Here is a 23,973-nt window from a genome sequence, read left to right on the forward strand (position 1 = left end):
CTCGGTGCATGATAACGGGGCACAGTTCCACGGATCAGGTGGGGCAGACACAGGACGCGGGCGTGATGGCGCGCGGGCGGTCGCTCCTAGTGGAGCGGGGGCAGTCGCTCGTCGTGGCGCTCATGGGTGCCCTGTATGTCGCGCTGGGCGCGCTGCTGGTACCGGATTTGATCGCGCACTGGCAGCCGTGCTTCGCGGCGGTCTCCTTCGATGACCCCGTGTGCGTGGATAGTCAGAACGAGTTCAGCTACGACGCCGTGTGGGCGGTTTGGCGAGTTCTCGCCGCGCTCGCCCTGGCTATGGTTGTGGCCACCATCTGGCAGTGGCGCGTGCGGCACTTCAGTCGCACCGTGCTGGTCGCCCTGGGGTTTATGGTGCTCGGCAGCGTGTACTTCGAGTTCATGATCGCGCCGGCGCTCAACGGCGGGTACCTATCGTCGGACTCCACGCCCGGCATGGGTTATTGGGCAGCGGGGTGCATCATCGCGGCCGGCGTGTCGCTCATCGTCGGCGCGGTGCTTCAGAGTGGGCGCCCGGCTCAGGACGGACGCCCGGCTCAGGACGGGCGCCCGGCTCAGGACGGGCGCCCCGCTCAGGACGGACGCTCATCGTTCGCGACCGCTTCGACCCAGTCCGAGGCATCGTCAGGAAAGTAAAAGCCGTCTGAGTCGATCTGGTTCGTCCACCACGGCTCTGACTTGCCCGGGCCACCGGCCGCGGCGATCTCGGTCATGATCTCCGCGGGCACGGCGTCGCCATTGTTCGCCAGCAGCCAATCCCGGGTCGCGTGCGTGAGCTTCGGCCACCATTCTGCGATTTCCATACACCGACGGTATGCCAGAAGTCGCGCGTGCGTCAGCGGGCGACTACTCCGCGTCGGCCGCGACGACCTGGCCGTTCGAGAGCTCCATCCGGGTGCCGGTCCAGCGCTGGCGCAACCACCGATCGTGGCTGGCGACGATCACCGCGCCCGGGTAGGTGCCGAGCGCATCCTCGAGTTCAGACGCGAGGGTCAGCGAGAGGTGGTTGCTCGGCTCATCAAGCAGAAACACGTGCGGCGGCTTCGCGATGATGAGCGCGAGGGCGAGCCTGCGCTGCTGGCCGATGGACAGCTCCCCCACGGGCCGGTCGATGTCGCGCGCGACCAGCAGGCCGAAGCTCGACAGCGGGAGGGCCGCGGCGCGCTTCTCCCCCACCTTGAGTTCGTAGATGGTGCGCGCGGTGAGGTGCGGCTCGAGAAAGCGCACGTCCTGTTCCAGTAGGGCCACGCGCAGGCCTTTGCGAGTGCGGAGGGTGCCGGCCGCGGCATCCACCTTAATCTGGCCGGCAAGAACGCTCAACAGGGTCGACTTGCCCGCACCATTGGGGCCGGTCACCAGCAGGCGCGCGTTGTCTTTGAGCTTGAAGTCGTCAATGGCCAGGCGGCCGGCAACCCGCGCTCCTGAGAGAGCCATGAGCGGACCCTCCTCCTCTTCGAGGCTCTGCGCGCCCTTGGGGATTCCGCCGAAGCTGAGTTGCGTCGGCGGCGCCCAGACCTGGTTTTCCTCGAGGTCGAGGTAGTGCGCCTCCGCGTTGCGCACCCGGCGGGCTACAGCGCGTTCGACGTTGCCGGCCTTGAAGTCGAAGCCGACCTTGTCGTTGTCCTTGCGCCCGAAGTCGTTCGAGACCTCGCGCGCCGTCACGCTGAGGGTGTACTCGAGGCGCTGCAGCTCGGCCTGCTCGGTGCGGAACTGGTGCTCCCAGCGCTTGCGCTCGGCGGCCTTCTCCACGAGGTAGGCAGTGTAGGTGCCGCTGAAGCGCACCAGCCCGTCGCGGGTCGGGTCGATGTCGACCAGCACGGTGGCGACCTCGTCGAGGAACGCGCGATCGTGGCTCGCGAACACGACCGGCCCGCGCCAGTTGATGAGCTGCTTGCGCAGAAAGTCGGTGGCGTTGTCGTCGAGGTGGTTGGTGGGCTCGTCGAGCAGCAGCGCGAGCGGACGTCCGAGCAGCAGGGCGGCGAGGGCGAAACGGGACCGCTGGCCACCGCTGATTTCATCCAGGCGTCGATCGAGCGGGATGCCGCTGATGCCGAGCCCCGCAATGAGCTCGTCACGGCGTGCCTCGACGTTCCACACATCCGCAGCCTCGGCCGCGGCCAAAGCACGGGCGTAGCGAGCATTGGCCCGACGGGCGAGGGTGGCCTCTTCGCTCGCATGCGTGCCGGAGCCGATGCCTGCGCCTTCGCTGAGGGCGATCGCCGCGTCATCCAGCTCACGTTCGATTCCGCGCAACCCGACGAGGCCACCCTCGATTAGGTCGTGCACGGTGTCGCTCGGGAGGTATTGCACCTCCTGCCAGAGCAATCCGGTGCGGGCAGGACGCACAACGCGGCCGACGTTGGGATCTTCGGCGCCGCCCATAATGCGCAGAAGTGTGGACTTTCCCACGCCGTTCTCGCCGATCAGGCCGAGGCGGTCCTTCTTGTCGACGACCATCGTGAGGTCGGTGAGTACGGGATGCTCGCCGTAGGAGTGCGAGACGCCGTCGACCCGGATGTGGGTCGGCGAGGGCTTGCGCGACACGTCGTCGGTGTTGACCAGGCGGGCGCGCACGGGGGCGGCCTGGGCGGTCGACGTGGGACGCTGTGAGGGTGTTGCAGGCATGGGGCCACCGTTCCGAAGGGTCAAATTGGTTCCTGCACGGGCTCTGCAGCGAACGCCACCCCACAACACCAGTTGGTACGGAGAATTTCAGAGGGGGCTTCTTCACGCTGCGCCTCAGGCGCGGGACGAAAGCAATTACCTCTTCATAGCCTTAGAAGGTTAGCCGCTTATGCCCCAGATGACAATCCAATCGTGATGAAACGGTGTCGGTAGCAGGCGTCCGGTGACGCAGACTGTTGTTGATGAATACTCCACGTAAGGGCAGGACTTGGGGCGGGATGCCGCGGCGCGGCCGGTCACGCGGCGCACTCGCGGCGGCCGCAGGCATACTCGCGCTCACCCTGGCCCTGACCGCCTGCACTCCGGGCGGCGACCCGGGCTCCGCGGTGACCCCGCGGCCGACATCCACCACTACACCACCGCCCACACCACCGGCGTCGAGCACACCCACCGGCACTCCCACCCCGACGGACGCTTCTACAGCTCAGGCTGAGGCGCCCGTCGGCGGTTCGAGCGGGTCCGGCGATGCGTCCGGATCCGGCGATGCACCCGGATCTGGCGGTGCGCCCGCAGCCGCCGCCCCGGCCGCCCAGCCGAACGCCACCGGCTCGCAACCCGCCCCGGGCGGATCTGCCGCGGGGTGCCCAGCCAACGGCGTGACAATTCCCGCGGGGGCCGAGGTCTCCCCAATCGAAGACGTCGACGGGGACAATGTGCCGGACACGCAATTTATGGTGGAGAACCCCTCCTTTTCCTACGGCATCAGCACCGCCAGCGGCGCGACCTACTTTCTCGCGGATCGGTTGGCCGGGCCCAACACCCATTCCGGCTGGTCCGCTCCGCTGGAAAGCGAGGTTGTGGTCACGGTTCTCGATGACGGACGAAGTGCGGAGCTCTCCACTTTCAGGGACTGCGCATTCGTGGACGTTATCGCGCCAAACGGACAGCAGTACAACCCGAGCCTCCACGGCTTCGGTGCCACAGTCACCGGGTTGCAGTGTACGAGCGGCAACGGCGGCCGCTGGCTGTCAGCTGTTCTCGCAACCCGGGCCGAATCTGGCCGCTATTCCATCACCCGCACTTCACTTAACATCAGCCGCGATGGCACCACGGTCACCCCCGGGCACACCGACGTTGTAGCGACCGACCTCGCCGCGGACGATCCTCAGGTGAAGCTGGCGATGCTGTCGACCTGTGGGAACATCCCGAAGGTTGCAACCAGCGGAAGGTGAGTCGGCGGGCCATAGGACCCCGTGGTATTTAGTCGCCAGGTGCTGCGCACAAACAACAGGAAGTTCACCGAGCGCACATCCGAAATGGTGACGACCATGTCGTGGGGCCACGGGTCACCGGGAACGGGTTCAGAGGCGCGGATCAGCGCAGTGCGACGGGCACGATCGTCGGGCGGTGCCAGCGCAACGAGATGTCGCGGTCACGAACCTGGGTGCGGATCTCGTCCTCCAGGGCGTCGACTGCGACCGCAGCATCCACCTCATTGTCGACAACAAAGTCCAGCTGCATGCTCGAGCGCGCTTCGGTAATCAAAACCCGGCCCACCGCGGGCATCTGCACAACCGTGCTGTCGTCCCGGGTGTGCAGCAGGGGAAACCGCGTGCGCAAACGCTCAAGGATTACGCCCAATAGTTGCGGAGCGTCCGTGGGCTGGAGCGTGGCTGCGATCGCGATCATTTCTCCACTGTGCGGTACCGCGGTGTCCTCAAGATGAACACAAACTGCGCGTCAGCTGCCAATGGCGTTTCGAGATTGTTACGGATTTCTCGCCTCGGCGCTTGCTCGCCGCAGCCAGGGGTCGCCGCCCTGGTGCCACCGGTCCAATACGGCATCCGCCCGCCGCCGTCCGACGGCATCGAGCCCGGCGAGAAGGGGCGCAATCACGTCGTGAGCGAGTGGGTCAACGAGCTCCGCGAGACCGGCCGTGCGTACGAAGCTCTCGATGCGTGTGAGGTCGGAAGCATGCAGCAGCCGTACGTTCGATTGCAGGAGCACCACCGCCGCGAGCCTTCGCTCATAGACGGGCACACTCCACAGTTCGCTGCTCAGTGAGGTGATCTCGTCATGGGCCATGCCGGGGAACTTCCGCGCGGCGTCACGCACGGTGCCACGCACCGCTCCCATCGACGCTCCATAGAAGCGAAGGTCAACGCCGAGGCGCTCGCGCTCTGCGTCCCCGCGATACCAGTCACCCTCGTACTGGAGCGCCGCGTCCACAAAGTCGCCCGCATCACTCATCACCCCATTCTGCCCGGGTGGTCAGTGCCCTGCGCGTCTGCCCGGTGACCGACTCAGCTGAGCGGTCGCCGGGCAGATGTGTGCTGATCACTACTCGCCGAGGATGCGGTACAAGGCGCGACGCGTCTCGTCGATCTGGGCGATGGCAGCGGCGCGCTGCTCATCGGTTGCCGCGAACTTGACCTGGTGCAGCACACCCATCAGTTTCGCGACGCTTTCGTGCAGACCGGCGTTGGCCTCGGTGTGCTCCGATGCGCCCTTGAGAACATCGGCCAGTTCCTCCGCGTGTTCGGTGACGTAGGTGCGACCCTCGTCGGTGAGCTGGAAGTCGGAGCGCTTGTCTTCGCTGGTCGCTTCGATCAAGCCTTCATCGACGAGCTGCTGCAGCGTCGGGTAGACCGAGCCGGGACTCGGAGTCCAGCTGCCGCCGGTTTTGTCGGAGATTGCCTTGATCAGGCCGTAGCCGTTCGCGGGCCCTTCGGCCAGCAGAGACAGGATCGCATCACGGGCGGCGCCCTTGCGACGTCGCTGGCCTGGGCCCATAAAGCCGCGGGGGCCTCCGCCACCGAAACCGCCGAAACCGCGACCCGGGCCGAAGCCAGCGCCGTGTCCGAAGCCAGGAGGGAAACCGTCGCTGCGGCCGAAACCCGTCCGGGCACGAGCCGGGCCGAACGGGAAGAACCCTTCGGCGCGGGGGTGGTGGTGATGAGGTTGTGAGGGGAATTGTGAGGATTCGCTAGTCATCGCGGACCCGTCCTTTCGTTTGAGATAAAACCAAGAACGAGACTGTTCTTAGATATCTCAACGATAGGTCTTTAAGTTCGACTGTGCAAGAGGTTCGCGCACGACCAGACGGGCCAGCAGACTCCGGGCTACAGCGAGCTCGCCGCCACCTCGTAGAGCACGTCCTCACTGCCCGCGTAAATGCCGTCCGCTCGCGGCCAATGCGAGATCACATCGGTGAACCCGAGCTCGGCGGCGCGACCGACCAGGTCGTCGAATGCACCGACGCTCTCGAGCGAATACTGGCCGCCGGAATCCAGCGAGAGGTAGCGGTCGATGGTTCTCGGATCCCGACCGGCTTCCTCTGCGGCGTCGTCGAGACGCCCGCTGAGAGCGGCGAGCGCCTCCCACCACTGCTCCCCTGTCGCGCCGTCCGCGCCGGTGGTGACCCAGCCCTGTCCGTACTTGCTCACCAAAGCGAGCCCCTTGGGGCCGTTCGCGGCGAGCACGAACGGCGTACGGGGTGTTTGGGCGGGCAGCCCAACCATGCGGGCGTGATCTGCCGTGTACCACTGGCCGGAGAACGAGATTCCACCGTTGCTGGGGTCCGTGGCATCCCGCACACCCGTGTTCGTCTCACCATGGATCTCCGCGGGCTCGAACCGCAGCAGCTCATCGAGGAGCTCCACGAATTCGGCGTACCGCGCGTGGCGCTCGCGAGGGGTGAGCTCGGCCTGTCCGAGCACAAAGGCATCGAAGCCGGTGCCACCGGAGCCGATGCCGAGCAGCATGCGGCCGCCGGCGATGTCATCGACGGTGGCGATCTCCTTGGCGAACGGCACGGGGTGGCGGAAGTTGGGCGACGAGACGAAGGTGCCGAGGCGGATCGTTTCGGTCGCGGCGGCCGCGGCGGTCAGGGTCGGGATTGTTGCGCCCCACGGCTCAGCCGCCAGGCTCCGCCAGGACAGGTGATCGTAGGTCCAGGCGTGGTCGAAACCGAGGCCCTCCGCCGACTGCCATTTACGCCGGGCAACCGGCCACGGGTCCTGGGGAAGAATCACGATTCCGAAGCGCATCGTTCGAGTGTATGGCGCCGATTGCGAGATCCAGTCCGCGCTTAGATCAGTTGCGCCGCCGTCACACAGGTCGCGTCATCCACGCGAGTGCCCAGCGCTAACGCGACGGACCGCTCACCATCGTCGATGAGAACAGTGATGTCCAGTCCTGCCGGCAACGTAACGTCGAAGAACCCGTTGTCAAAGGTAGTGACGTCGCTGTCGAAAAGTACCGTCTTGCTCGCGTCATCGGTGATCGTCACATGGAAATCCTCATTGCCGAGCTCGCCGACGCAGGTGGTCAGCGAATGGTAAAAGCACTCGTGCGTTTCGGTCAGGTATGGCGCGATGGACAGGTGGAACTCGTCCTGAGGGAGGGCCAGGCTGACCTCATTGCCGCCGCTGGCAAGCAACAGCTCATTGACCCGGACGGAGGCCGTCAGGCCGTCCGGGCGGTCGGCGAGGGGCTGAGCTTGGAGCCGCTCGATGAGGTCGGTCGCGGAGGCGGGAGCCTCGATGTCATAGCGAGCGAGAATGGCGTTGGCATCCGCGCCGAGGCCGGCGGATGCGCCAGTGTCGGTCGCGGCACTGTCCGCCTCGCCTACGCCGGTGCAGGCAGTGAGGGACACGAGCAGAATCAGGGCGGCGAGGCGTGCGGGGGCCTTTGATAGGAACATGTCTCCAGCGTGAACGCATCCATTCGGCCGCCGTAGTGACCAAAGACCTGACGCAGGAGACTCTCAGTTCAGCCTCGCGGTGCGCTGATCGCGGGTGACGAGAGAGCAATTCCCGGGGCGCAACCCCCGCGAAAATCATTGCCGCCCCTCCACCGCCGGTAATAGCGTGAGAGGACGAAAACGACGAATGAGATAGACGACGACGTCTGGCCGGGAGGCTAATCATGACCGTTCCCAGCGCCCAAGCGCACACTCGCACTCGCAACCGCAACCGCACCACTACCGGCGGGCGCCGCATCGCCTTCAGCACGGCCATCGCCGTAGCGGTCGCCAGTCTCCTGACGGCCGCACCGGCGGCAGCAGGATGGGGTAGTGGATCCGGCGGCGGCTACGGTGGCGGCGCGGGCGGTGGACCGGGGCACGGAACCCCGGGCGGTGACCACGGCGGCGAACAGCTGAGCCAATCGACCTCGGTCGGCACGGGAGGGGCCGTGTCGTCGGTGGATGCCGCGGCCAGCCAGGTCGGACTCGAAGTTCTCCGGCTCGGCGGAAACGCCGCAGATGCTGCCGTCGCCACCGCTGCGGCCCTCGGCGTCACGGAGCCCTACAGCGCGGGCATCGGCGGGGGCGGATACTTCGTCTACTACGACGCGGAGACCGGCGAGGTCAGCACCATCGACGGCCGGGAGACCGCTCCGGCGGGGATCACCCCGGATGCCTTCGTGGACCCCGCCACCTCGGCGCCGTACAGATTCACTCCGGAACTCGTCTCCTCCGGGGTGTCAGTTGGGGTGCCCGGCACCCTCGCGACCTGGGACGCGGCACTGGAGAACTTCGGCACCCAGCCCCTCGGGCTGATTCTCGCGCCGTCCATCCTGCTCGCGGCGCATGGCTTTGAGGTGGATGAAACGTTCCGCAGCCAGACGCTCGACAACAAGGAGCGCTTCGCTGCCTTCCCCGACACGGCAGAACTCTTTCTGCCCGGGGGTGACGCGCCCCAGGTCGGCACCACGTTCCGCAACCCGGACCTCGCGAAAACGCTCTCCCTGATCGCGCTGAAGGGACCGGACGCTTTCTACGGCGGAGCCCTCGCGGCCGAGATCGCCGACGTTGTGCAGAACCCGCGCATCGACCCGGCCTCCGCGTTGCCCGCCCCGGCCGGAACCATGACCACCGAGGATCTCGCCAACTACGCCGTCATCGAACAGGAGCCCACGCAGGTGTCCTACCGCGGCCTCGACGTGTACGGCATGGCGCCGTCGTCGTCGGGCGGCACCACGGTCGGCGAAGCGCTCAACATTCTTGAGAACGTTGAGTTGACCTCGGGCGAGGGACTCGGCCAGTCCCTGCACTACTTCCTCGAGGCATCCGCCCACGCCTTCGCGGACCGGGGTGCCTACCTCGGTGATCCGGCGTTCGTCGACGTGCCCACCGAGACCCTGCTCAGCCAGGAGTTCGCCGACACTCGATTCTGCGCGATCAACCCCGACCAGGCGTCCCAGCGTCCCGTCGCCGCTGGCGTGATCGACACGGCAGGCGGTGGTGTGGCGGATGTCGTTGACTGCACCGCCCCGGAGGCCGTCGAGTACCCCGAGACCGAGAACGTCGCCACGACGCACCTGTCCGTAGTCGATAGGGAGGGCAACGCGGTCGCCTATACGCTCACCATCGAACAGACCGGCGGTTCGGGGATGACGGTTCCGAACCGCGGATTCCTGCTCAACAACGAGCTCACCGATTTCAGCACGGTGTACAACGCGGAGGACCCCAACCGGATCGAGCCCGGCAAACGTCCGCGGTCCTCCATGTCCCCCACGATTGTTCTCGAGGACGGCAGCGTGCGGTTTGTGCTCGGTTCACCCGGCGGTGCGACCATCATCACCACGGTCCTGCAGATTCTGATGAACCGGATCGACCTCGGCATGACGCTCCCTGAGGCGGTGGCGGCACCGCGCGCCAGCCAGCGCAACGCGCCGAACACCCCGGCCGAACCCGCATTCATCGAGGCCTACTCGGGGATTCTGGCGCCATTCGGGCAGCAGCTGGTGCCCTCCGGTGACAGCTTCAGCTCCGCCGCAGAAATCGGCGCCGCTGCCGCGATCGAGGTGGACCCGTCCGGCACGATGACCGCGGTCGCCGAGCCGGTGCGGCGCGGCGGAGGCACCGGCCTCGTCGTGTACGAACAACGGTGAGCCTCACCGGAGGCCCGCCCGGGTTCTGCATCTGCGCCACCTGCGGCGTGGAACACACCGAGCCGATCGAGATGTGCGCGATCTGCGCGGACGAACGCCAATGGGTGCCGCCGGGCGGACAGCGCTGGACGACCCTGGACGAGCTTCGCGCGGAGGGCGTGCACGCCACGCTGACCGAGCTGGAGGAGAACCTCTTCGGGGTTGAGACGACCCCCCGGGTCGGCATTGGGCAGCAGATGAAGGTGCTGCGCACCCCTGACGGAAACGTGGTGTGGGACCCTGTCGGGTTTGTTGACGACGAGGTGGTTCAGCGGGTGCGCGAACTCGGCCCGGTCCGAGCGATTGCGGCGAGTCATCCGCACATGTATGGCACGCAAGTCGAATGGAGCCGGGCGCTCGGCGACGCACCCGTGCTGGTGGCCACGGCAGACGCGCAGTGGATCGCGCGGCCAGACCCGGTGATCCGACTCTGGTCCGAGCTGGTGCGCGTGCTTCCCGGGGTCACGATCGCGCAGATCGGAGGCCACTTCCCCGGCAGCGCCGTCGTGCACTGGGACGATGGGGCCGAGGGTCGGGGCGTGCTGCTCAGCGGCGACACGGTCTTTGCCAACCCCGACCGCGCGTCGGTCAGCTTCATGCGCAGCTTTCCCAATCACCTGCCGCTGTCGGCGGCGACCGTCGACCGTGTCGCACGGTCGCTCGATCTGTTCCGATTTGACCGGCTCTACGGCAACTTCGACATCCGAATCGACGCTCACGCGGACGAAATCGTACGGCGTTCGGTAGACCGCCACATCGGCTGGGTCACGGGGGCGTTTGACCACCTCACCTGAACATGAATTCCACTCCGATTAGGCATCGCCGGTGAGACACATTTTTGTAACACGCGGGGGCTAGACTTTCACCGCTTCCCGCGTCGGCCACCGTCGAACGACGCGGCCGCGACCGGAATGGGGATGCCCTCTTCTGCGCGATGAAGAACGGTCACCACTTACTTGACAGGGCATTCGAATGACTCCTCCCCGACTTTCTCTGTCCCTCGCGGACACCCGCGACAAACTCCTCTCGCTCCGCGGCGTGCTGTTCGACCTCGACGGTGTACTCACCCCGACCGTCGATGTGCACATGCGCGCCTGGGACCTCTTGTTCAACGCGTTTCTCGCCGAAAAGGGTGTCACCGAGCCGTACACCGACAGCGACTACTTCGAATACGTGGACGGCAAGCCGCGCTACGACGGCGTGCGTTCGTTGCTCGCCTCGCGGGGACTCACCCTCCCGGACGGGGACCCCTCGGATGCCCCGGAGGAAGAAACCATCTGCGGTCTCGGCAACCGCAAAAATGCGGCGTTCAACGAGACCCTCGCCGCGGATGGGGTGAGCCCCTACCCGGGTTCGATCCCGTTTCTCGACATGGTGGTCGCGGCCGGGCTCGACGTGGCCGTGGTGACCAGTTCGCGAAATGGCGAAATGGTTCTCGCCGCCGCGGGACTGCGCGACCGATTCGAGGTCGTGGTTGACGGAGTCGTCGCCGCACGGGAACAGCTCGCGGGCAAACCCGCGCCGACAACGTACGAGTACGCCGCCACACTCCTCGGCTACACCGCCGCCGAATGCGTGGTCATCGAAGACGCACAGTCCGGCGTCAAAGCCGGCCGCGCCGGCAACTTCGGCCTGGTGCTCGGTGTCGACCGGGGCGTCGGAGCTGACGTACTGATGGCCGACGGTGCCGACGCTGTGGTCGCAGACCTCATCGAGCTCGTCCACACCACCGCAGGAACCACCGCAGGAGCCACCGAATGATCCCCACCACCGCCGACCCGCTGGATCGCAACCGCTTTCCCGTCGACGAATGGGCACTGGTCGAGACCGACTTCTCAGGCGATGACATGGGCCGCACGGAGACCCTTTTCGCCGTGGGCAACGGGTACCTCGGACTCCGCGGAAACGTCGACGAGGGCCGCGACGGCCATGCGCACGGCACCTTCATCAACGGCTTCCACGAGACCTGGCCCATTCGCCACGCCGAGGAAGCGTTCGGTTTCGCCCGGGTCGGGCAGACCATCGTCAACGCGCCCGACGCCAAGATCATCCGCATCTACGTCGACGACGAACCGCTGGTGCTGACCCTGGCCGACCTGCTCAGCTACGAGCGCAGACTCGACTTCGCCGATGGCACCCTGTCGCGCTCACTTGAGTGGCGCACGCCGTCGGGCAAGCGCGTTCTGATCAGGTCCTGCCGCATGGTGTCCTTCACCGAGCGCCACCTTGCCGTCCTCGAATACGAGGTCACCCTGCTCGACGCGGACGCCTCCGTCGTGATCTCGAGCCAGATTCTCAACCGCCAGGATGGCATCGGCGAGTACGACCCGCTCAAGGCCTCCTTTGGCAAAGACTTCGACCCGCGCAAGGCCGAGTCGTTCACCGACCGCGTGCTGCAGCCGCGCTTCCAGCGTGCATCCAACGGACGCTACATCCTCGGGTTCCGCTGCACCAACTCCGGCATGACGATTGCGTGCGCGGCCGACCACGCGATCGAGACCGAGAACGAGTACGTCGAGACCCCGCAGATCGGCGATGACCTCGCCAAGCACGTGTACACGATCCGGGCGAAGCAGGGTCAGCCGATCAAGATCACCAAAACCCTCAGCTATCACACCTCGAGCGGCGTTCCCACGCACGAACTGGCCGACCGCTGCGACCGCACCCTCAACCGGGCGCGCGACGCGGGCCTCGAGTCGATCATGAAGGACCAGCGCGACTGGCTGTCCGCCTTCTGGGACCGCACCGACATCACCCTCCCCGGTCAGCCCGTGCTGCAGCAGGCGGTGCGGTGGAACCTGTTCCAGATCGCCCAGGCGTCGATGCGCGCGGATGGCCAGGGCGTCTCAGCGAAGGGCGTGTCCGGTTCCGGCTACGGCGGCCACTACTTCTGGGACACCGAGATCTACGTGCTCCCGTTCCTCACCTACACGTCCCCCAACGCCGCACGCAACGCGCTGCGCTTCCGGCACTCCCTGCTCGAGCAGGCGCGTTCGCGGGCCCAGGAGCTGAACCAGCTCGGCGCCCTGTTTCCCTGGCGCACGATCAACGGACTGGAGTCCTCCGCGTACTACGCGGCCGGCACCGCGCAGTATCACATCGACGCAGACATCTCCTATGCGCTCGGGCAGTACGTGGCGGCCACCGGTGACCAGGACTTCCTCGCACGTGAGGCCATCGACATCCTCGTGGAAACCGCACGAATGTGGGCGGACCTCGGGTTCTGGCGGCAGAACGGCGGAAACGTTTTCCACATCCACGGGGTGACCGGACCGGACGAGTACACCACCGTCGTGAACGACAACCTCTACACAAACATCATGGCCCGGTCGAACCTGCGCGCCGCGGCCGCCGCGGTCGAGCGCCTCCGCGCGGTCGACGCGGAGGCCTACCGCAAGATGGTTGCCCGGGTCGATCTCGATGAGTCAGAGATCGCCGAATGGGCGTTGGCGGCGGACGCCATGCACATCCCGTTCGATAAGTCACTCGGCATCCACCCCCAGGACGCCCAATTCTTGGAGAAGGAACGCTGGGACCTCTCCCAGACGCCCGAGTCCCACCGCCCCCTCCTGCTGCACTACCACCCGCTCGTGATCTACCGCTTCCAGGTGCTGAAGCAAGCGGATGTCGTGCTGGCACTGCTGCTGCAGGGCGACCAGTTCACGCCAGAAGAAAAGCTCGCCGACTTCGACTACTACGACCCGCTGACCACGGGCGACTCCACCCTCTCCGACGTGGTGCAGTCGATCATCGCGGCCGAGGTCGGGTACGACAAGCTGGCGCTGAAGTACTTCACCTCCGGACTGTTCGTCGACCTCGCCGACCTGCACAACAACGCCGCCGACGGGGTGCACGTCGCGTCCGCCGGCGGAGTGTGGACCGCGCTGGTCTACGGCTTCGGCGGAATGCGCGACCACGGCGGCAGGATCACCCTCGACCCGCGCCTGCCGGAGGGATGGGACGAGCTTCGGTTCAAGATCACCCTGCAGGGCACCCGGTTGCGCATCGACGTGCGCCAGGACGAGGTCACCATCACGGTCGAGGAAGGCGACGCGGCGCTGCTGTACGTGCGCGGTGTGCCCACGGTCGCCACCGCGGGCGAACCGGCGACGGTGCCGCTCGCCCATCAGGGTCGTCGCGACGGAGGCGCTCCCTCGCTCGAACTGGCGGAAGGCGGACGACGAGCGGACGGCACCGTCATTACGTCGTCAATCCCGACGGTCGCGCACCTCGCCGACACGTGGGAATCGCACGACTAGGTCGAACCCGGGCTACTGCGGCGCGGACTGCTCGCCCGCGATGTTGACGAGCCAGTTCACGCCGAACTTGTCCTGGCACATGCCGAAGTAGTCGCCCCACGGTGCCAGCACGAGCGGCTGGGTGACCGTGCCCCCGTCTACGAGCCCGTTGTAGTAGCCGGTGAGCACGTCCTGGTCGTCCGCGTCGCCGCTGAGCGAGACCGAGATGCTGTCGCCGGGGGTGTAGTCCATCGCGTTGGGGGTGTCCGAGGCCATCAGCGCAAGCCCGGTGGGGGTGGTGAGCACGCTGTGCATCACCTTGTCCTTCTCGCTCGGGTCCTCGCTCGCGTTCATCTCGCCGAAGGTGCTGATGTCGAGTTCACCGCCGAAGACGGAGTGGTAAAACTCGATCGCGTCGCGGGCGTTGTCACGAAAGCTGAGGTACGGGTTCAGCCGAACGGTCATCAGAATCAATCTCCTTCAATTGGGCAACACGTCGGGGGCGGATCACACTTCGCTCATTATTGACCGCGGCGTGAACGGGAAACAAGGCCACGTGCGGGCCGAGTTTCCCGCGCGCGTGCTGTTTCCCGTGCGTATGGAGGAGCCCGGAAGGTGGGAGAATGGACGGATGCCCTCTGACGCTCCTCCCCTGGTCGACGTGGACGACATCGTTCACCTCGTGGGTCCCGCCTCGTTCCAGCGGGCCCGTGGTTACGCGCGCGGCGGTGCCGTGTCGGACATCGACTGGGAAGTTTCCTCCGGCACCCTGACGAGCAAGGTGAAGGGGCACAGCCCCCGGCCGTATCGGTCCCGAATTGTGCTGGCGCCAGCCGCGGATGGATTCCACCGCCCCGTGAGTAGCGCCTGCAGCTGCCCGGTGTCCGGGGACTGCAAGCACGTCGCCGCTACCCTGCTCGAGTCGAATGCGACCCACATGCAGCATCGTGAGCGCGACGGGGTGCGCCGCACCAGCGAACTGCGCACAGCGGCCGGTCTGGCCGAGGCGCCCCAGCCGACCGAGGCGCCTCCCGCCGAGGCGTCCTGGAAGACCACGATGACCGCGCTCACCGCGAAGAAGACGGCATCGACGGCGCGGCCGTTCGGTACCAGCGCCGACACCGCCGCCAAACTCCCCCGCACGCCGCTCGCCCTGCAATTTGAGCTGCGCGAGCAGACTCCCCGCACCGCCGACCGGTGGCGCGGGCCGACGGCGAAAGCCGCGACCAGCAACGCCGAGCCCGGCGCGGTCTACCGGCTCGGGGTGCGGCCGGTGATCCCCGGCTCCAGCGGCAACTGGGTGCGCGCGAACATCACCTGGAACTCGATCACCCACCAGATCAACCAGCTCGCCCTCAACGCCGACCAGCACCGCTGGTTCGCCGAGTTTGCCGCCCTCTACCGTGCCACCACCCGCGACGTGTACACCGGGCAGGACGCCGACTGGATTCTCCTCGACGACTTTCACAGCCCGCTGCTGTGGGCGCTGCTGCGCGACGCGACCAAGCTCGGAATCGAACTGGTCGGAAACAAAAAGAGCGTCACCGTGCGCATCGGCGGCAACGCGAACGTCAGTCTCGACGCCACCCGGGACGATCCCTCCGCCGACCTCCGCTTCGAAACAGTGCTCACGCTCGACGGTGACCGCTTCCCGGCAGACGCCGCGGGGGCGATCGGCAACCACGGTGTGTACACCTTCGAAATCACCCCCGAGACGATCTACACCCTGGCTCCCTCCGCCAGCTCCCTCACCGACGAGCAGCGGCGGCTGCTAAAACAGTCGTCGGAGCTTGTGGTGCCGGCGGGCGACGTGGACGAGTTCCTCACCGAGTTCTTCCCGAAGCTGCGCCGCAGTGTCGAGGTCACCAGCACAAACGAGAGCGTCGACTTCCCCGAGATGGCGCCGCCCGTTCTCGTGCTCACGGCCGCGTTCCGCGCGAAGAACGTGCTCCGCCTGTCGTGGGACTGGGAGTACTTCGAAGCAGGCACGTACTCGCGGCTGCCGCTGCACGCCACGGCGGGTGATGATGAGTTGCGGGATGTCGCGATGGAGCAGTCCACCATCGAACAAGCCGAGCGGGTGCTGAGAAGTGCCGCGGAGGCCAGCGCCGACCTGTTCGAGCAGTTGCAGCCAACCACAACTCTGCAGGGTTTACCCGCGGCCGAGTTCACCGCCAAGGTACTCCCGGAGCTGGAAGCCCTCCGCGGGCTCCGCATCGAGGTCAACGGCTCCCGCCCCGACTATCAGGAGCTCACCGAGGCTCCACAGCTGAGCATCAAGACCGTGGAGTCCAACCAACGCGACTGGTTCGACCTCGGGGTGATCGTCACCATCGAGGGCCGCGACGTGCCGTTCGGTCCCCTGTTCAAGGCGCTCGCGCGAGGACAGAAGAAGCTGCTTCTCGTCGACAACTCCTACCTGTCGCTCGACCAGCCCGCGTTCGCGGAACTGCACCGGCTCATCAACGAAGCCAGCGCACTGCAGGAATGGGAGACCGGGCCGCGGATCAGCCGCTACCAAGCGACTCTCTGGGCCGAGTTCGAAGACCTCGCCGACGAAACCGAGCAAGCGCAGTCCTGGCGCGCCGCGGTCACCGGGCTGATGGCGCTCGACACCCCCGACCTGTCCACCATCGAGTCCACACCGCTCCCGCCCAGTATTCGCGCGGACATGCGCCCCTACCAGCGCGAGGGTTTCAACTGGCTCGCCTTTTTGTGGAAGCACCAGCTCGGCGGGATCCTCGCCGACGACATGGGTCTCGGAAAGACGCTGCAGACCCTGGCGCTGATCAGCCACGCTGTCGAGCAGCGGGACGCGAGCGACACCCGGCCATTCTTGGTCGTGGCGCCCACCTCGGTGGTCTCGAACTGGCTCGCCGAGGCCGAACACTTCGCCCCCGGGCTCGACGTGCGCGGCATCACCGCCACGGAGCAAAAGAGCGGCAGGCGCCTCCGTGGACTGGTCGCGGGCGCCGATGTGGTGGTGACCTCGTACGCCCTGTTCCGGCTCGACTTCGAGGCCTATCAGGACGAGGACTGGGCGGGACTGATCCTCGACGAGGCCCAGTTTGTGAAGAATTCGAGCTCGAAAGCGCACGAGGCCGCGCGCGATCTGAACGCTCCCTTCAAGCTGGCGATCACCGGAACACCGATGGAGAACAGCCTGACCGATCTGTGGTCACTCTTCGGGATCGTGGCTCCCGGGCTTTTCCCCTCCGCCAGGAAGTTCGCTGAGAACTACGTGCGTCCCATCGGGCGGGGCGATCGGCCCGAGCTTATGGCCAAGCTGCGCCGCCGCATCCGCCCCCTCATGATGCGTCGCAGCAAGGACATCGTCGCGAAAGATCTGCCCGCAAAGCAGGAGCAGGAGCTGCGCATTGACCTCAGCCCGGCGCACAAGAACCTCTACGACACTTTCCTACAGCGGGAGCGGCAGAAGCTGCTCGGGCTGATCGGCGACATGGACAAAAACCGTTTTGTGGTGTTCCGGTCGCTGACCCTGTTGCGGATGCTGAGCCTCGATCCCTCGCTGGTGGACGAGAAGTACTCCGATATCTCCTCGAGCAAGCTGGACGCCCTGTTCGAGCAGCTCGAACCGATCATCGCCGAGGGGCACCGCACCCTCGTCTTCAGCCAGTTCACCTCGTTCCTCAAGAAGGCGGCGAGCCGGATGGACGACCTCGGCATCGAGTACACCTACCTCGACGGCTCCACCCTGCGGCGCCCGGAAGTGATCAAGAAGTTCAAGGACGGCACCGCACCCGTCTTCCTCATCAGCCTCAAGGCCGGCGGATTCGGCCTCAACCTCACCGAGGCCGACTATGTCTTCCTGCTCGACCCGTGGTGGAACCCTGCGACCGAGGCGCAGGCGGTTGACCGCACGCACCGCATCGGCCAGACCAAGTCGGTGATGGTCTACCGCATGGTCGCCCGCGGCACCATCGAAGAGAAGGTGATGGTGCTGAAGGCGCAGAAGGCCAAGCTCTTCAGCCAGGTGATGGACGACGACGCGCTGTTCAGCTCGGCGCTGACCGAAGACGATATTCGCGGCCTGCTGGAGTAGCGCTTCCCCTTGACCCTGCGCGGAAGCGATGGTTACCTACCCCCGTAGGTTCACCCGTCGGTACCCGAGGAGACCCATGGCGTCCGCACCGATCCCCACCGGCCGGCTCTTCAGGGCGGAGAATTCGCTCTACGACCTCACCCTGGTTCGCAGCTTCCGGGCGGCACCTGGGGCGCTCTGGGAGTGGATCACCCACCCCCAGCGCACAGCGAAGTGGATCGGGCCGTGGCGCGGCGAGGCCGGTACCGGGCGCAGCATCGAGCTGCAGCTGACCGGCGAGGAAGGCGCACCCTGGACCACCGTGCGCATCGAGGATTGCGAGCCGCCGCACCTCCTCGCCGTGTCGACCGTTGATGACGCCGGCAGCATGGAGCTACAGGTGCGGCTCACCGAGCGCAACGGGGAAACCGAGCTCACCTTCGTGCATCACCTCACCGACCCGGCCGCTGCCGAGAGCATGGGGCCGGGCTGGGAGTACTACCTCGACGCCCTTGTTGCGGCGCATAACGGCCTGCCCGCGCCGAACTTCAGCGACTACTACCCGGCGCAGGCCGAGCATTTCGTGGCCGAAGCGAGGCACGCCCTCAGCCGTTCGTGACCTTCTCTTTGACGAGGTCGGCGTGGTGGATCTCGGCGACGTTCGGGTGCGCACGCAGGCGGTACCGCAGTGCGTTGTCGCCGTAGGTTTCGAGAATCGGGCTGTTGGTTGGATCGACGGACAGTCCGCGCGCCGCCGCCGCAAGGTCGGGGCTCAGCTCGAGCTGCGGCATGACGGTGTCGAGCGCGGGGTTGAAGAAGAACGGTACGGAGATGCGGTCGTCGCCGACGCGGGGCGAGATGACCCGGTGCAGGGTCGCCTTGAGATAGCCGCCCGTTGCCAGCTCCAGCATCTCGCCAATGTTGACCACAAAGGCTCCCTCCACCGAGGGCGCATCGATCCAGTCCCCGTTGTGCTCCACCTGCAGTCCGCCCTTGCCGGGCTCGACGAGAAGCAGCGTGAGCACGCCACCATCGCGGTGGGCACCGACACCCTGCTTGGGCTCCGGGTTGGACTCTCCCGGGTAGCGCACGATCTTGGTGAGGGGGAACGGCTTGACGGCAAAAGCCTCGTCGAAGCTGTCTTCTGGAGCGCCAAGCGCCAGGGCCCACGCCCGCAGCAGTCGCAGCGAGACCGCGCTCAACTCGTCGTTCCAGGTGACGGCCACCTTCTCCAGCTCGGGCAGGTCTGCCGGCCAGAGATTGGGTCCCTCGAGCCGCCAAAAGTCCGGTGTGCCCGGGCGGATGTCGACTGCCGGGCGATCCACGCCGATATCGATCTGCTCGCGCCAGTCGATGTCCCCGTGGGTCAGCTCCCCGCCCACCCGCGTGTACCCGCGGAACTGGGGGCTGTGAACGTTCTCCAGCTTCAGCTTCGACTCTGTCGGCAGCTCGAAGAACCGACGCGACACCGACAGCAGCTCATTGATGAGGCCCTGGTCGACGCCATGCCCGACGAGGTAGAAAAATCCGACCTCGTGGGTGGCTTTGAGGAGGTCCGCGCGAAACTGTTCGGCTTCCGCGGGGCCTGCGTCGAGGCGGGACAGGTCGAGGATGGGGAGTGAAAGTGGCATTCCCCAATATTGTCACGACAACTAAAAAATGACGCTGTGTTACGTCACTGACCGGGACGACGAGCGCGCGGGCGTGCTGCCGACTTCCCTCGAAACGCCGCCACGCTCTTGCAGCGGCGATTCAGAGGTGTTAACCCTGAGATAGACGTGCCGCAGTGTTACGCCATCCGATGGCACGGGCACGCCCGGATGGCACGGGCACCATGAGCAATCTCAGGACGGACCAGCAATGACTCGCGAAAACCCTCCCGTACAGGATGCAGACGAAACCGAGCTGGAGGTGGAGAGCCCGCGCGGCTGGGCGGCAGGAATCCCCGGTGTGCTGCACTCGATGCAGCCCGCGGTTAAACACATGGGAGCGGTGCGTACCGGTAAGACCCTGCTCAACCTCAACCAGAAAGACGGCTTTGACTGCCCCAGTTGCGCCTGGCCGGACCCGGGGCACCGCAGCAACTTCGAGTTCTGCGAGAACGGCGCGAAGGCCGTCACCTGGGAAGCGACGCCGGTGGTCATCGGATCGGACTTCTGGGCAGAGCACCCCATCAGCGATCTGCTCGCCCGGTCGGAGTACTGGCTCGGCATGCAGGGTCGGCTCACCGAGCCGGTGTACAAGGCGGCCGGCGAGGATCATTACCAGCCGATCAGTTGGGATGCCGCGTTCGCGGTCCTCGCGGAACGGCTGAACGGCCTGGACTCCCCCGATGAGTCGGCCTTCTACACCAGCGGCCGAACCTCAAACGAGGCGGCCTTCGAGTACCAGTTGTTTGTTCGTGCGTTCGGGACGAATAACCTTCCGGACTGCTCGAACATGTGTCACGAGTCATCCGGCTGGGCAATGGGGCAAACGATTGGAATCGGAAAGGCGACGGTCGCCTATGACGACTACGCCAAGGCCGACCTGATCATCGTGATGGGGCAGAATCCCGGCACAAACCACCCGCGAATGCTCACCGCACTGGAGAACTGCAAGCGCAACGGCGGATCGATCGTGGCCGTGAACCCGCTGCCCGAGGCGGGTCTCAAGCGCTACAAGAACCCACAGCACACCCGCGGCATCGTCGGCCACGGCACCGACATGGCCGACCAGTTCGTGCAGATCCGCAGCGGTGGCGACATGGCGCTGCTGCAAGCGGTTTGCAAGCGCGTGTTCGAGGCCGAGGCGAAGAACCCCGGCACGGTGCTAGACCACGACTTTCTGCAGACCTATACCCACGGGCTCGATGAGCTGCGCACCCACCTGGAGTTCCTCGACGAGGAGACGGTGCTGACCGCCACCGGACTCCGCAGCGAGGAGATCGACGAACTGGCCGCCCGGTACATCGCGGCGGACAAGGTGATCATCACCTGGGCGATGGGCATCACGCAGCAGAAGAAGGGCGTGGCGACGATCAAAGAGATCATCAACCTGCTGCTACTGAGAGGAAATATCGGCAAACCGGGCGCCGGGGCATCCCCCATTCGCGGCCACAGCAATGTGCAGGGCGACCGCACGATGGGTATCTGGGAGCAGATGCCGCCCGCGTTCCTCGACGCGCTCGAGGAGGAGTTTGGCTTCGACCCGCCCCGCAAACACGGTGTCGACGCCGTCGAAACGATCCACAAGATGCTCACCGGTGAGATCAAGGTCTTCGTCGCGCTCGGCGGCAACCTGGTCGCCGCGATCTCCGACACCCACACCGCAGAAGCGGCCATGCAGAACACCCAGCTGACCGTGCAGATTTCCACAAAGCTGAACCGGTCACACGCGGTGGTGGGCCGGGAGGCTCTCATCCTGCCGACCATGGGACGCACCGAAATCGACCGGCAGGCATCGGGTGTGCAGTTTGTCTCGGTGGAGGACACCGTCTGTGCGGTGCACGCGTCGACCGGCCAGGTCGAGCCAGTTGCCCCCAACCTGCTGTCCGAAGTCGCGATCGTGTCCCGGCTGGCGCGGGCGGTGCTCGGCACAACCGTTCCGGTGGATTGGAAAGGGTTCGAGGACAACTACGACGTGATCCGCGACCACATCTCGCACGTGGTCGACGGCTGCGAGGACTACAACACCAAGGTGCGCCGCGAGGGTGGCTTCGTTCTGCCGAACGGTCCGCGCGACTCGCGCACCTTCAGCACCCCGCTCGGCAAGGCGATGCTCACCGTGAACGACCTCGAGTACGTCGAGCGGCCGGCGGGCACGCTGATCCTGCAGACGATTCGCTCGCACGACCAGTTCAACACCACCATCTACGGTCACAATGACCGGTACCGCGGCATCAAGAAGGGCCGGCACGTGGTGTTTGTGAACCCGGATGACCTCGCCGAGCTCGGTCTGGAAGACAGCCAGATCGTCGACGTGCACGGGCAATACAAAGACGGCCGGGACCGGGTGCTGCGACAGTACCGCCTCGTGTCGTATCCCACGGCCCGCGGCTGCGCCGCCGCCTACTACCCGGAGGCCAACGTGCTCGTGCCGCTTGATCACATGGCCGAGGGCAGCAAGACGCCGGTGTCGAAGGCCGTGGTCGTGCGACTCGAACTCAGCGCCGTGCAGCAGGTCGCCCCGGCGAGCCCGGAGGTCACGCCCGCGCTGCTCTGAGGATTGCGTCCCGACAGCGCAGCGTCCGACTACTGCGCGGTGTCTGACCAACCGTCGCTCGCCGGTGCTCGGTCAGACACCCCGTGCTCCACGACGAGCAGGGCCGTCTGGGCGGCGGTCCGCACGGCGGCGGTGGCTTCCTTCTCTCCGCTGGTTGCGGCCCGCCCTGCCGCGTACCCGACGATAAAGGTGCTGATGGGTCCGGCTGACGGATTCACGGCGCGGGATGCTTCGTCCGCCAGTTTCAGCAACAGGTCGTTATCGACCCTCAGGTCCAGAATCTGCAGCGCCTGCGTCAACCGCTGGCTCCACTCCTCCAGCGCACGTTCTTCGTCGGGGTTCGTCATGATTTCCTCTCGTAGTGCAGGTGCACGATCCCGGAGTCGAACACGCGGGAATTGACGAGCCGCAACCCGACAGTGTGGTCGAGCGGCGAGAACATCGTTTTGCCGCCGCCGATGAGGAACGGGCAAATGTAGAGCATCACCTCGTCCACGAGGCCCTCGGCGAGCAGGCTGTTTGCCAGAGTGGCCCCGCCGACATCGATGTTCTTGCCGGGCCGCGCTTTCAGCTCGGCGATGATGCTGGCGGGGGAACCGGTCGCCAACGTCGCGCCGTGGCCCACCTCCGTCAGCGTGGACGAGAACACGATGTGCTCGACCCGGTTCCACGCCTCCGCGTACTCGACTTCGACGGCCGGGGCGTCGGGGTTGTTGCCGGCGTCCGGCCAGAACGACGACATCACCTCCCACATGTTGCGTCCATAGAAATGAGTGTCGAGCGTCGCCTCGAGATCGTTGAAATGCTGGTGCACCTCGGGGTCGGGCTCGGCCCAGTCGAAGGAGCCATCCGGGCCGGTCACATAGCCATCGACGGAGACGAGATAGGCGTAGATCACCTTGCGCATGAGTGGCTCCCGGTCCTAATGTCCTTCAGCCATCATGAAACGTGCGGATGCCGGTAGCAATGGTTTCTCCGCAATCAGCCGAGTGAGACCGGGATCAGCTGAGATCGTGGGCGAGAAAGCGCCCGATCACCTCGTTGAAATGGCCCGGGCGGGCCAGGGAGGCCCCGTGGCCCACATCGTCCACGAGCACAAATTGCGCGCGAGGCAGGGTCGCGCTCAGCTTCTCGGAATCGGCGATGAGCCGACGCTGCTCCTGTGCGCCGGCCATAACCAGCACGGGCCGATCGCTCTGGAGAAAACTCGTCGCGGGTGCAAACGAGAAGTTGCTGCGGATGATGTTGCCCCGCGAGCGCTTCGACATGCTGCTCGACAGCGCGAGGTACTCCTCGAAATGCTCGTCCGCAAGGTACTGCTGCTTCGCTTGCTCGCGAGCGACCTCCTCGCTGCGCGCGCCCGGCGCGACGGCGATCGCCGCCCGCACGTAGAGCCCCGCGAGGCGCCAGGGACGCAGTAGCGAGCTGACGATCACGGTGCGCGTAACCGCGTTCGGGAACCTCGTCGCGAGTTCGACCGCGACCTGACCGCCGAGCGAGAAACCTACGACCGTGACATCCCCCTCGAACGCCTCCAGCCCGATCTGCCGCGCGATCGACTCCGCCGCGTGCGTGTGAGAGACGAACTCCTCGTCGCCGGTCGCGCTGCCCTCCGGCACGCCGCGCCCCCAAACACCGCGCGCTCGACACCGCGTTGAGGGATACCTCGGTCGGGAACACCGTGCCCGGGCAGGGTCGGGGTGTAAACATCGAAGGCGCCGTCGAACTTTTCCCGCTGGCGGTCCCACATCCATGGCCCTAGGCCAGCCCCGTGGATGAAGATCAGGCGGGGGCGTCCCGGCGGAATGGCGCTCATACCCGATTGTCGCATCCGACAATCGCTCACAGAACCTGCAATGAATCACATCCGCGCGATCACTCGCTTGCGGCTGGGACAGGACACGACGGT

20 protein-coding genes and 1 pseudogene are annotated in these 23,973 nt (G+C 66.2%); 9 read left to right on the forward strand and 12 right to left on the reverse strand.

From position 1 onward, the window contains the following. Positions 1-8: 8 nt before the first annotated feature. Entirely contained in the window at positions 9-656 is a 648-nt protein-coding gene (locus tag B0I08_RS08850) for a hypothetical protein (protein ID WP_106211937.1), read from the forward strand. Here B0I08_RS08850 and B0I08_RS08855 read toward each other — a convergent pair. Both B0I08_RS08855 and B0I08_RS08860 read right to left on the reverse strand, forming a co-directional pair. Next, the gene (locus B0I08_RS08855; RefSeq protein ID WP_106211939.1) at positions 593-823 is read right to left on the reverse strand and encodes a hypothetical protein; all 231 of its coding nucleotides are present in this window, start codon (positions 821-823) and stop codon (positions 593-595) included. The two genes, B0I08_RS08850 and B0I08_RS08855, sit on opposite strands and share 64 nt — an antisense overlap. Before the next feature lie 43 nt (positions 824-866). Then, positions 867-2,645, reverse strand: coding sequence for an ABC-F family ATP-binding cassette domain-containing protein (locus B0I08_RS08860; protein WP_106211941.1), 1,779 nt, complete (start codon positions 2,643-2,645; stop codon positions 867-869). Positions 2,646-2,887: 242 nt separating this feature from the next. Here B0I08_RS08860 and B0I08_RS08865 point away from each other — a divergent pair, with 242 nt between their 5' ends. Beyond that, complete coding sequence (locus tag B0I08_RS08865) at positions 2,888-3,877, forward strand: hypothetical protein (protein ID WP_146134371.1); 990 nt, start codon at positions 2,888-2,890, stop codon at positions 3,875-3,877. 142 nt (positions 3,878-4,019) lie between these two features. On the opposite strand, the gene B0I08_RS08870 is transcribed toward B0I08_RS08865, so the two are convergent. The 5 genes from B0I08_RS08870 to B0I08_RS08890 form a co-directional block, all read right to left on the reverse strand. Beyond that, positions 4,020-4,334 carry a hypothetical protein gene (locus tag B0I08_RS08870; RefSeq protein ID WP_106211945.1) on the reverse strand — a complete coding sequence of 105 codons (315 nt, stop codon included), beginning with the start codon at positions 4,332-4,334 and terminating at the stop codon, positions 4,020-4,022. Positions 4,335-4,412: 78 nt separating this feature from the next. Continuing rightward, positions 4,413-4,895, reverse strand: a complete 483-nt coding sequence (locus tag B0I08_RS08875) for a DNA alkylation repair protein (protein WP_106211947.1) — start codon at positions 4,893-4,895, stop codon at positions 4,413-4,415. A 90-nt stretch (positions 4,896-4,985) separates the two neighbouring features. Continuing rightward, a complete protein-coding gene (locus tag B0I08_RS08880; RefSeq protein WP_106211949.1) occupies positions 4,986-5,639 on the reverse strand; it encodes a PadR family transcriptional regulator in 654 nt (217 codons plus the stop codon). 128 nt (positions 5,640-5,767) lie between these two features. After that, positions 5,768-6,694, reverse strand: coding sequence for an LLM class flavin-dependent oxidoreductase (locus tag B0I08_RS08885; RefSeq protein ID WP_106211951.1), 927 nt, complete (start codon positions 6,692-6,694; stop codon positions 5,768-5,770). Positions 6,695-6,735: 41 nt separating this feature from the next. Beyond that, complete coding sequence (locus B0I08_RS08890; protein ID WP_106211953.1) at positions 6,736-7,350, reverse strand: CueP family metal-binding protein; 615 nt, start codon at positions 7,348-7,350, stop codon at positions 6,736-6,738. A gap of 224 nt (positions 7,351-7,574) precedes the next feature. On the opposite strand from B0I08_RS08890, the gene ggt reads away from it, so the two are divergent. From ggt to B0I08_RS08910, 4 genes are all read left to right on the forward strand, one after another. Then, positions 7,575-9,542 (forward strand): gamma-glutamyltransferase, encoded by a 1,968-nt coding sequence (ggt, locus tag B0I08_RS08895; RefSeq protein WP_106211955.1) that lies wholly within the window; start codon positions 7,575-7,577, stop codon positions 9,540-9,542. Positions 9,543-9,613: 71 nt separating this feature from the next. Beyond that, complete coding sequence (locus tag B0I08_RS08900) at positions 9,614-10,375, forward strand: MBL fold metallo-hydrolase (protein WP_106212290.1); 762 nt, start codon at positions 9,614-9,616, stop codon at positions 10,373-10,375. Between the two features lie 178 nt (positions 10,376-10,553). Further along, positions 10,554-11,342 (forward strand): HAD family hydrolase, encoded by a 789-nt coding sequence (locus B0I08_RS08905; protein WP_106211957.1) that lies wholly within the window; start codon positions 10,554-10,556, stop codon positions 11,340-11,342. After that, a complete protein-coding gene (locus B0I08_RS08910; protein WP_106211959.1) occupies positions 11,339-13,840 on the forward strand; it encodes a glycoside hydrolase family 65 protein in 2,502 nt (833 codons plus the stop codon). The genes B0I08_RS08905 and B0I08_RS08910 overlap by 4 nt, the downstream gene beginning before the upstream one ends. A gap of 12 nt (positions 13,841-13,852) precedes the next feature. On the opposite strand, the gene B0I08_RS08915 is transcribed toward B0I08_RS08910, so the two are convergent. Then, positions 13,853-14,284 (reverse strand): VOC family protein, encoded by a 432-nt coding sequence (locus B0I08_RS08915; protein ID WP_106211961.1) that lies wholly within the window; start codon positions 14,282-14,284, stop codon positions 13,853-13,855. A 70-nt stretch (positions 14,285-14,354) separates the two neighbouring features. Between B0I08_RS08915 and B0I08_RS08920 the strand changes: the two genes are divergently transcribed. Together B0I08_RS08920 and B0I08_RS08925 are read left to right on the forward strand one after the other, a co-directional pair. Continuing rightward, on the forward strand, positions 14,355-17,882 hold the full coding sequence (locus B0I08_RS08920; protein ID WP_146134372.1) for a DEAD/DEAH box helicase: 3,528 nt from the start codon (positions 14,355-14,357) through the stop codon (positions 17,880-17,882). A 76-nt stretch (positions 17,883-17,958) separates the two neighbouring features. Further along, positions 17,959-18,480: an SRPBCC family protein gene (locus B0I08_RS08925; protein ID WP_106211965.1), complete on the forward strand. Its 522-nt coding sequence runs from the start codon at positions 17,959-17,961 to the stop codon at positions 18,478-18,480. Here the strand turns inward: B0I08_RS08925 and B0I08_RS08930 are convergent. Then, a complete protein-coding gene (locus B0I08_RS08930) occupies positions 18,467-19,492 on the reverse strand; it encodes an isopenicillin N synthase family dioxygenase (RefSeq protein ID WP_106211967.1) in 1,026 nt (341 codons plus the stop codon). The genes B0I08_RS08925 and B0I08_RS08930 overlap by 14 nt on opposite strands. 229 nt (positions 19,493-19,721) lie before the next feature. Here B0I08_RS08930 and B0I08_RS08935 point away from each other — a divergent pair, with 229 nt between their 5' ends. Next, positions 19,722-22,064, forward strand: a complete 2,343-nt coding sequence (locus tag B0I08_RS08935; RefSeq protein WP_106211969.1) for an FdhF/YdeP family oxidoreductase — start codon at positions 19,722-19,724, stop codon at positions 22,062-22,064. 29 nt (positions 22,065-22,093) lie between these two features. Here the strand turns inward: B0I08_RS08935 and B0I08_RS08940 are convergent, their stop codons facing one another. The 3 genes and pseudogenes from B0I08_RS08940 to B0I08_RS08950 form a co-directional block, all read right to left on the reverse strand. Then, entirely contained in the window at positions 22,094-22,411 is a 318-nt protein-coding gene (locus B0I08_RS08940; RefSeq protein WP_106211971.1) for a DUF6457 domain-containing protein, read from the reverse strand. After that, positions 22,408-22,971, reverse strand: a complete 564-nt coding sequence (locus B0I08_RS08945) for a dihydrofolate reductase family protein (RefSeq protein WP_106211973.1) — start codon at positions 22,969-22,971, stop codon at positions 22,408-22,410. The genes B0I08_RS08940 and B0I08_RS08945 overlap by 4 nt, the downstream gene beginning before the upstream one ends. Before the next feature lie 94 nt (positions 22,972-23,065). Then, positions 23,066-23,895, reverse strand: a pseudogene (locus B0I08_RS08950) (alpha/beta fold hydrolase). Positions 23,896-23,973 lie beyond the last annotated feature (78 nt).

Source organism: Glaciihabitans tibetensis (genome assembly GCF_003003265.1).
In the GTDB taxonomy this organism is placed as follows: domain Bacteria; phylum Actinomycetota; class Actinomycetes; order Actinomycetales; family Microbacteriaceae; genus Glaciihabitans; species Glaciihabitans tibetensis.

Excerpts from the sequence above, each read along its gene's own strand:
- B0I08_RS08870 (WP_106211945.1), bottom strand. The coding sequence starts at position 4,334 with ATGATCGCGATCGCAGCCACGCTCCAGCCCACGGACGCTCCGCAACTA.
- B0I08_RS08880 (WP_106211949.1), bottom strand. The coding sequence starts at position 5,639 with ATGACTAGCGAATCCTCACAATTCCCCTCACAACCTCATCACCACCAC.
- B0I08_RS08860 (WP_106211941.1), bottom strand. The coding sequence starts at position 2,645 with ATGCCTGCAACACCCTCACAGCGTCCCACGTCGACCGCCCAGGCCGCC.
- B0I08_RS08940 (WP_106211971.1), bottom strand. The coding sequence starts at position 22,411 with ATGACGAACCCCGACGAAGAACGTGCGCTGGAGGAGTGGAGCCAGCGG.
- B0I08_RS08935 (WP_106211969.1), top strand. The coding sequence starts at position 19,722 with ATGACTCGCGAAAACCCTCCCGTACAGGATGCAGACGAAACCGAGCTG.
- B0I08_RS08945 (WP_106211973.1), bottom strand. The coding sequence starts at position 22,971 with ATGCGCAAGGTGATCTACGCCTATCTCGTCTCCGTCGATGGCTATGTG.
- B0I08_RS08855 (WP_106211939.1), bottom strand. The coding sequence starts at position 823 with ATGGAAATCGCAGAATGGTGGCCGAAGCTCACGCACGCGACCCGGGAT.
- B0I08_RS08910 (WP_106211959.1), top strand. The coding sequence starts at position 11,339 with ATGATCCCCACCACCGCCGACCCGCTGGATCGCAACCGCTTTCCCGTC.
- B0I08_RS08915 (WP_106211961.1), bottom strand. The coding sequence starts at position 14,284 with ATGACCGTTCGGCTGAACCCGTACCTCAGCTTTCGTGACAACGCCCGC.
- B0I08_RS08885 (WP_106211951.1), bottom strand. The coding sequence starts at position 6,694 with ATGCGCTTCGGAATCGTGATTCTTCCCCAGGACCCGTGGCCGGTTGCC.
- B0I08_RS08865 (WP_146134371.1), top strand. The coding sequence starts at position 2,888 with ATGAATACTCCACGTAAGGGCAGGACTTGGGGCGGGATGCCGCGGCGC.
- B0I08_RS08875 (WP_106211947.1), bottom strand. The coding sequence starts at position 4,895 with ATGAGTGATGCGGGCGACTTTGTGGACGCGGCGCTCCAGTACGAGGGT.
- B0I08_RS08850 (WP_106211937.1), top strand. The coding sequence starts at position 9 with ATGATAACGGGGCACAGTTCCACGGATCAGGTGGGGCAGACACAGGAC.
- B0I08_RS08905 (WP_106211957.1), top strand. The coding sequence starts at position 10,554 with ATGACTCCTCCCCGACTTTCTCTGTCCCTCGCGGACACCCGCGACAAA.
- ggt (WP_106211955.1), top strand. The coding sequence starts at position 7,575 with ATGACCGTTCCCAGCGCCCAAGCGCACACTCGCACTCGCAACCGCAAC.
- B0I08_RS08925 (WP_106211965.1), top strand. The coding sequence starts at position 17,959 with ATGGCGTCCGCACCGATCCCCACCGGCCGGCTCTTCAGGGCGGAGAAT.
- B0I08_RS08900 (WP_106212290.1), top strand. The coding sequence starts at position 9,614 with ATGTGCGCGATCTGCGCGGACGAACGCCAATGGGTGCCGCCGGGCGGA.
- B0I08_RS08930 (WP_106211967.1), bottom strand. The coding sequence starts at position 19,492 with ATGCCACTTTCACTCCCCATCCTCGACCTGTCCCGCCTCGACGCAGGC.
- B0I08_RS08890 (WP_106211953.1), bottom strand. The coding sequence starts at position 7,350 with ATGTTCCTATCAAAGGCCCCCGCACGCCTCGCCGCCCTGATTCTGCTC.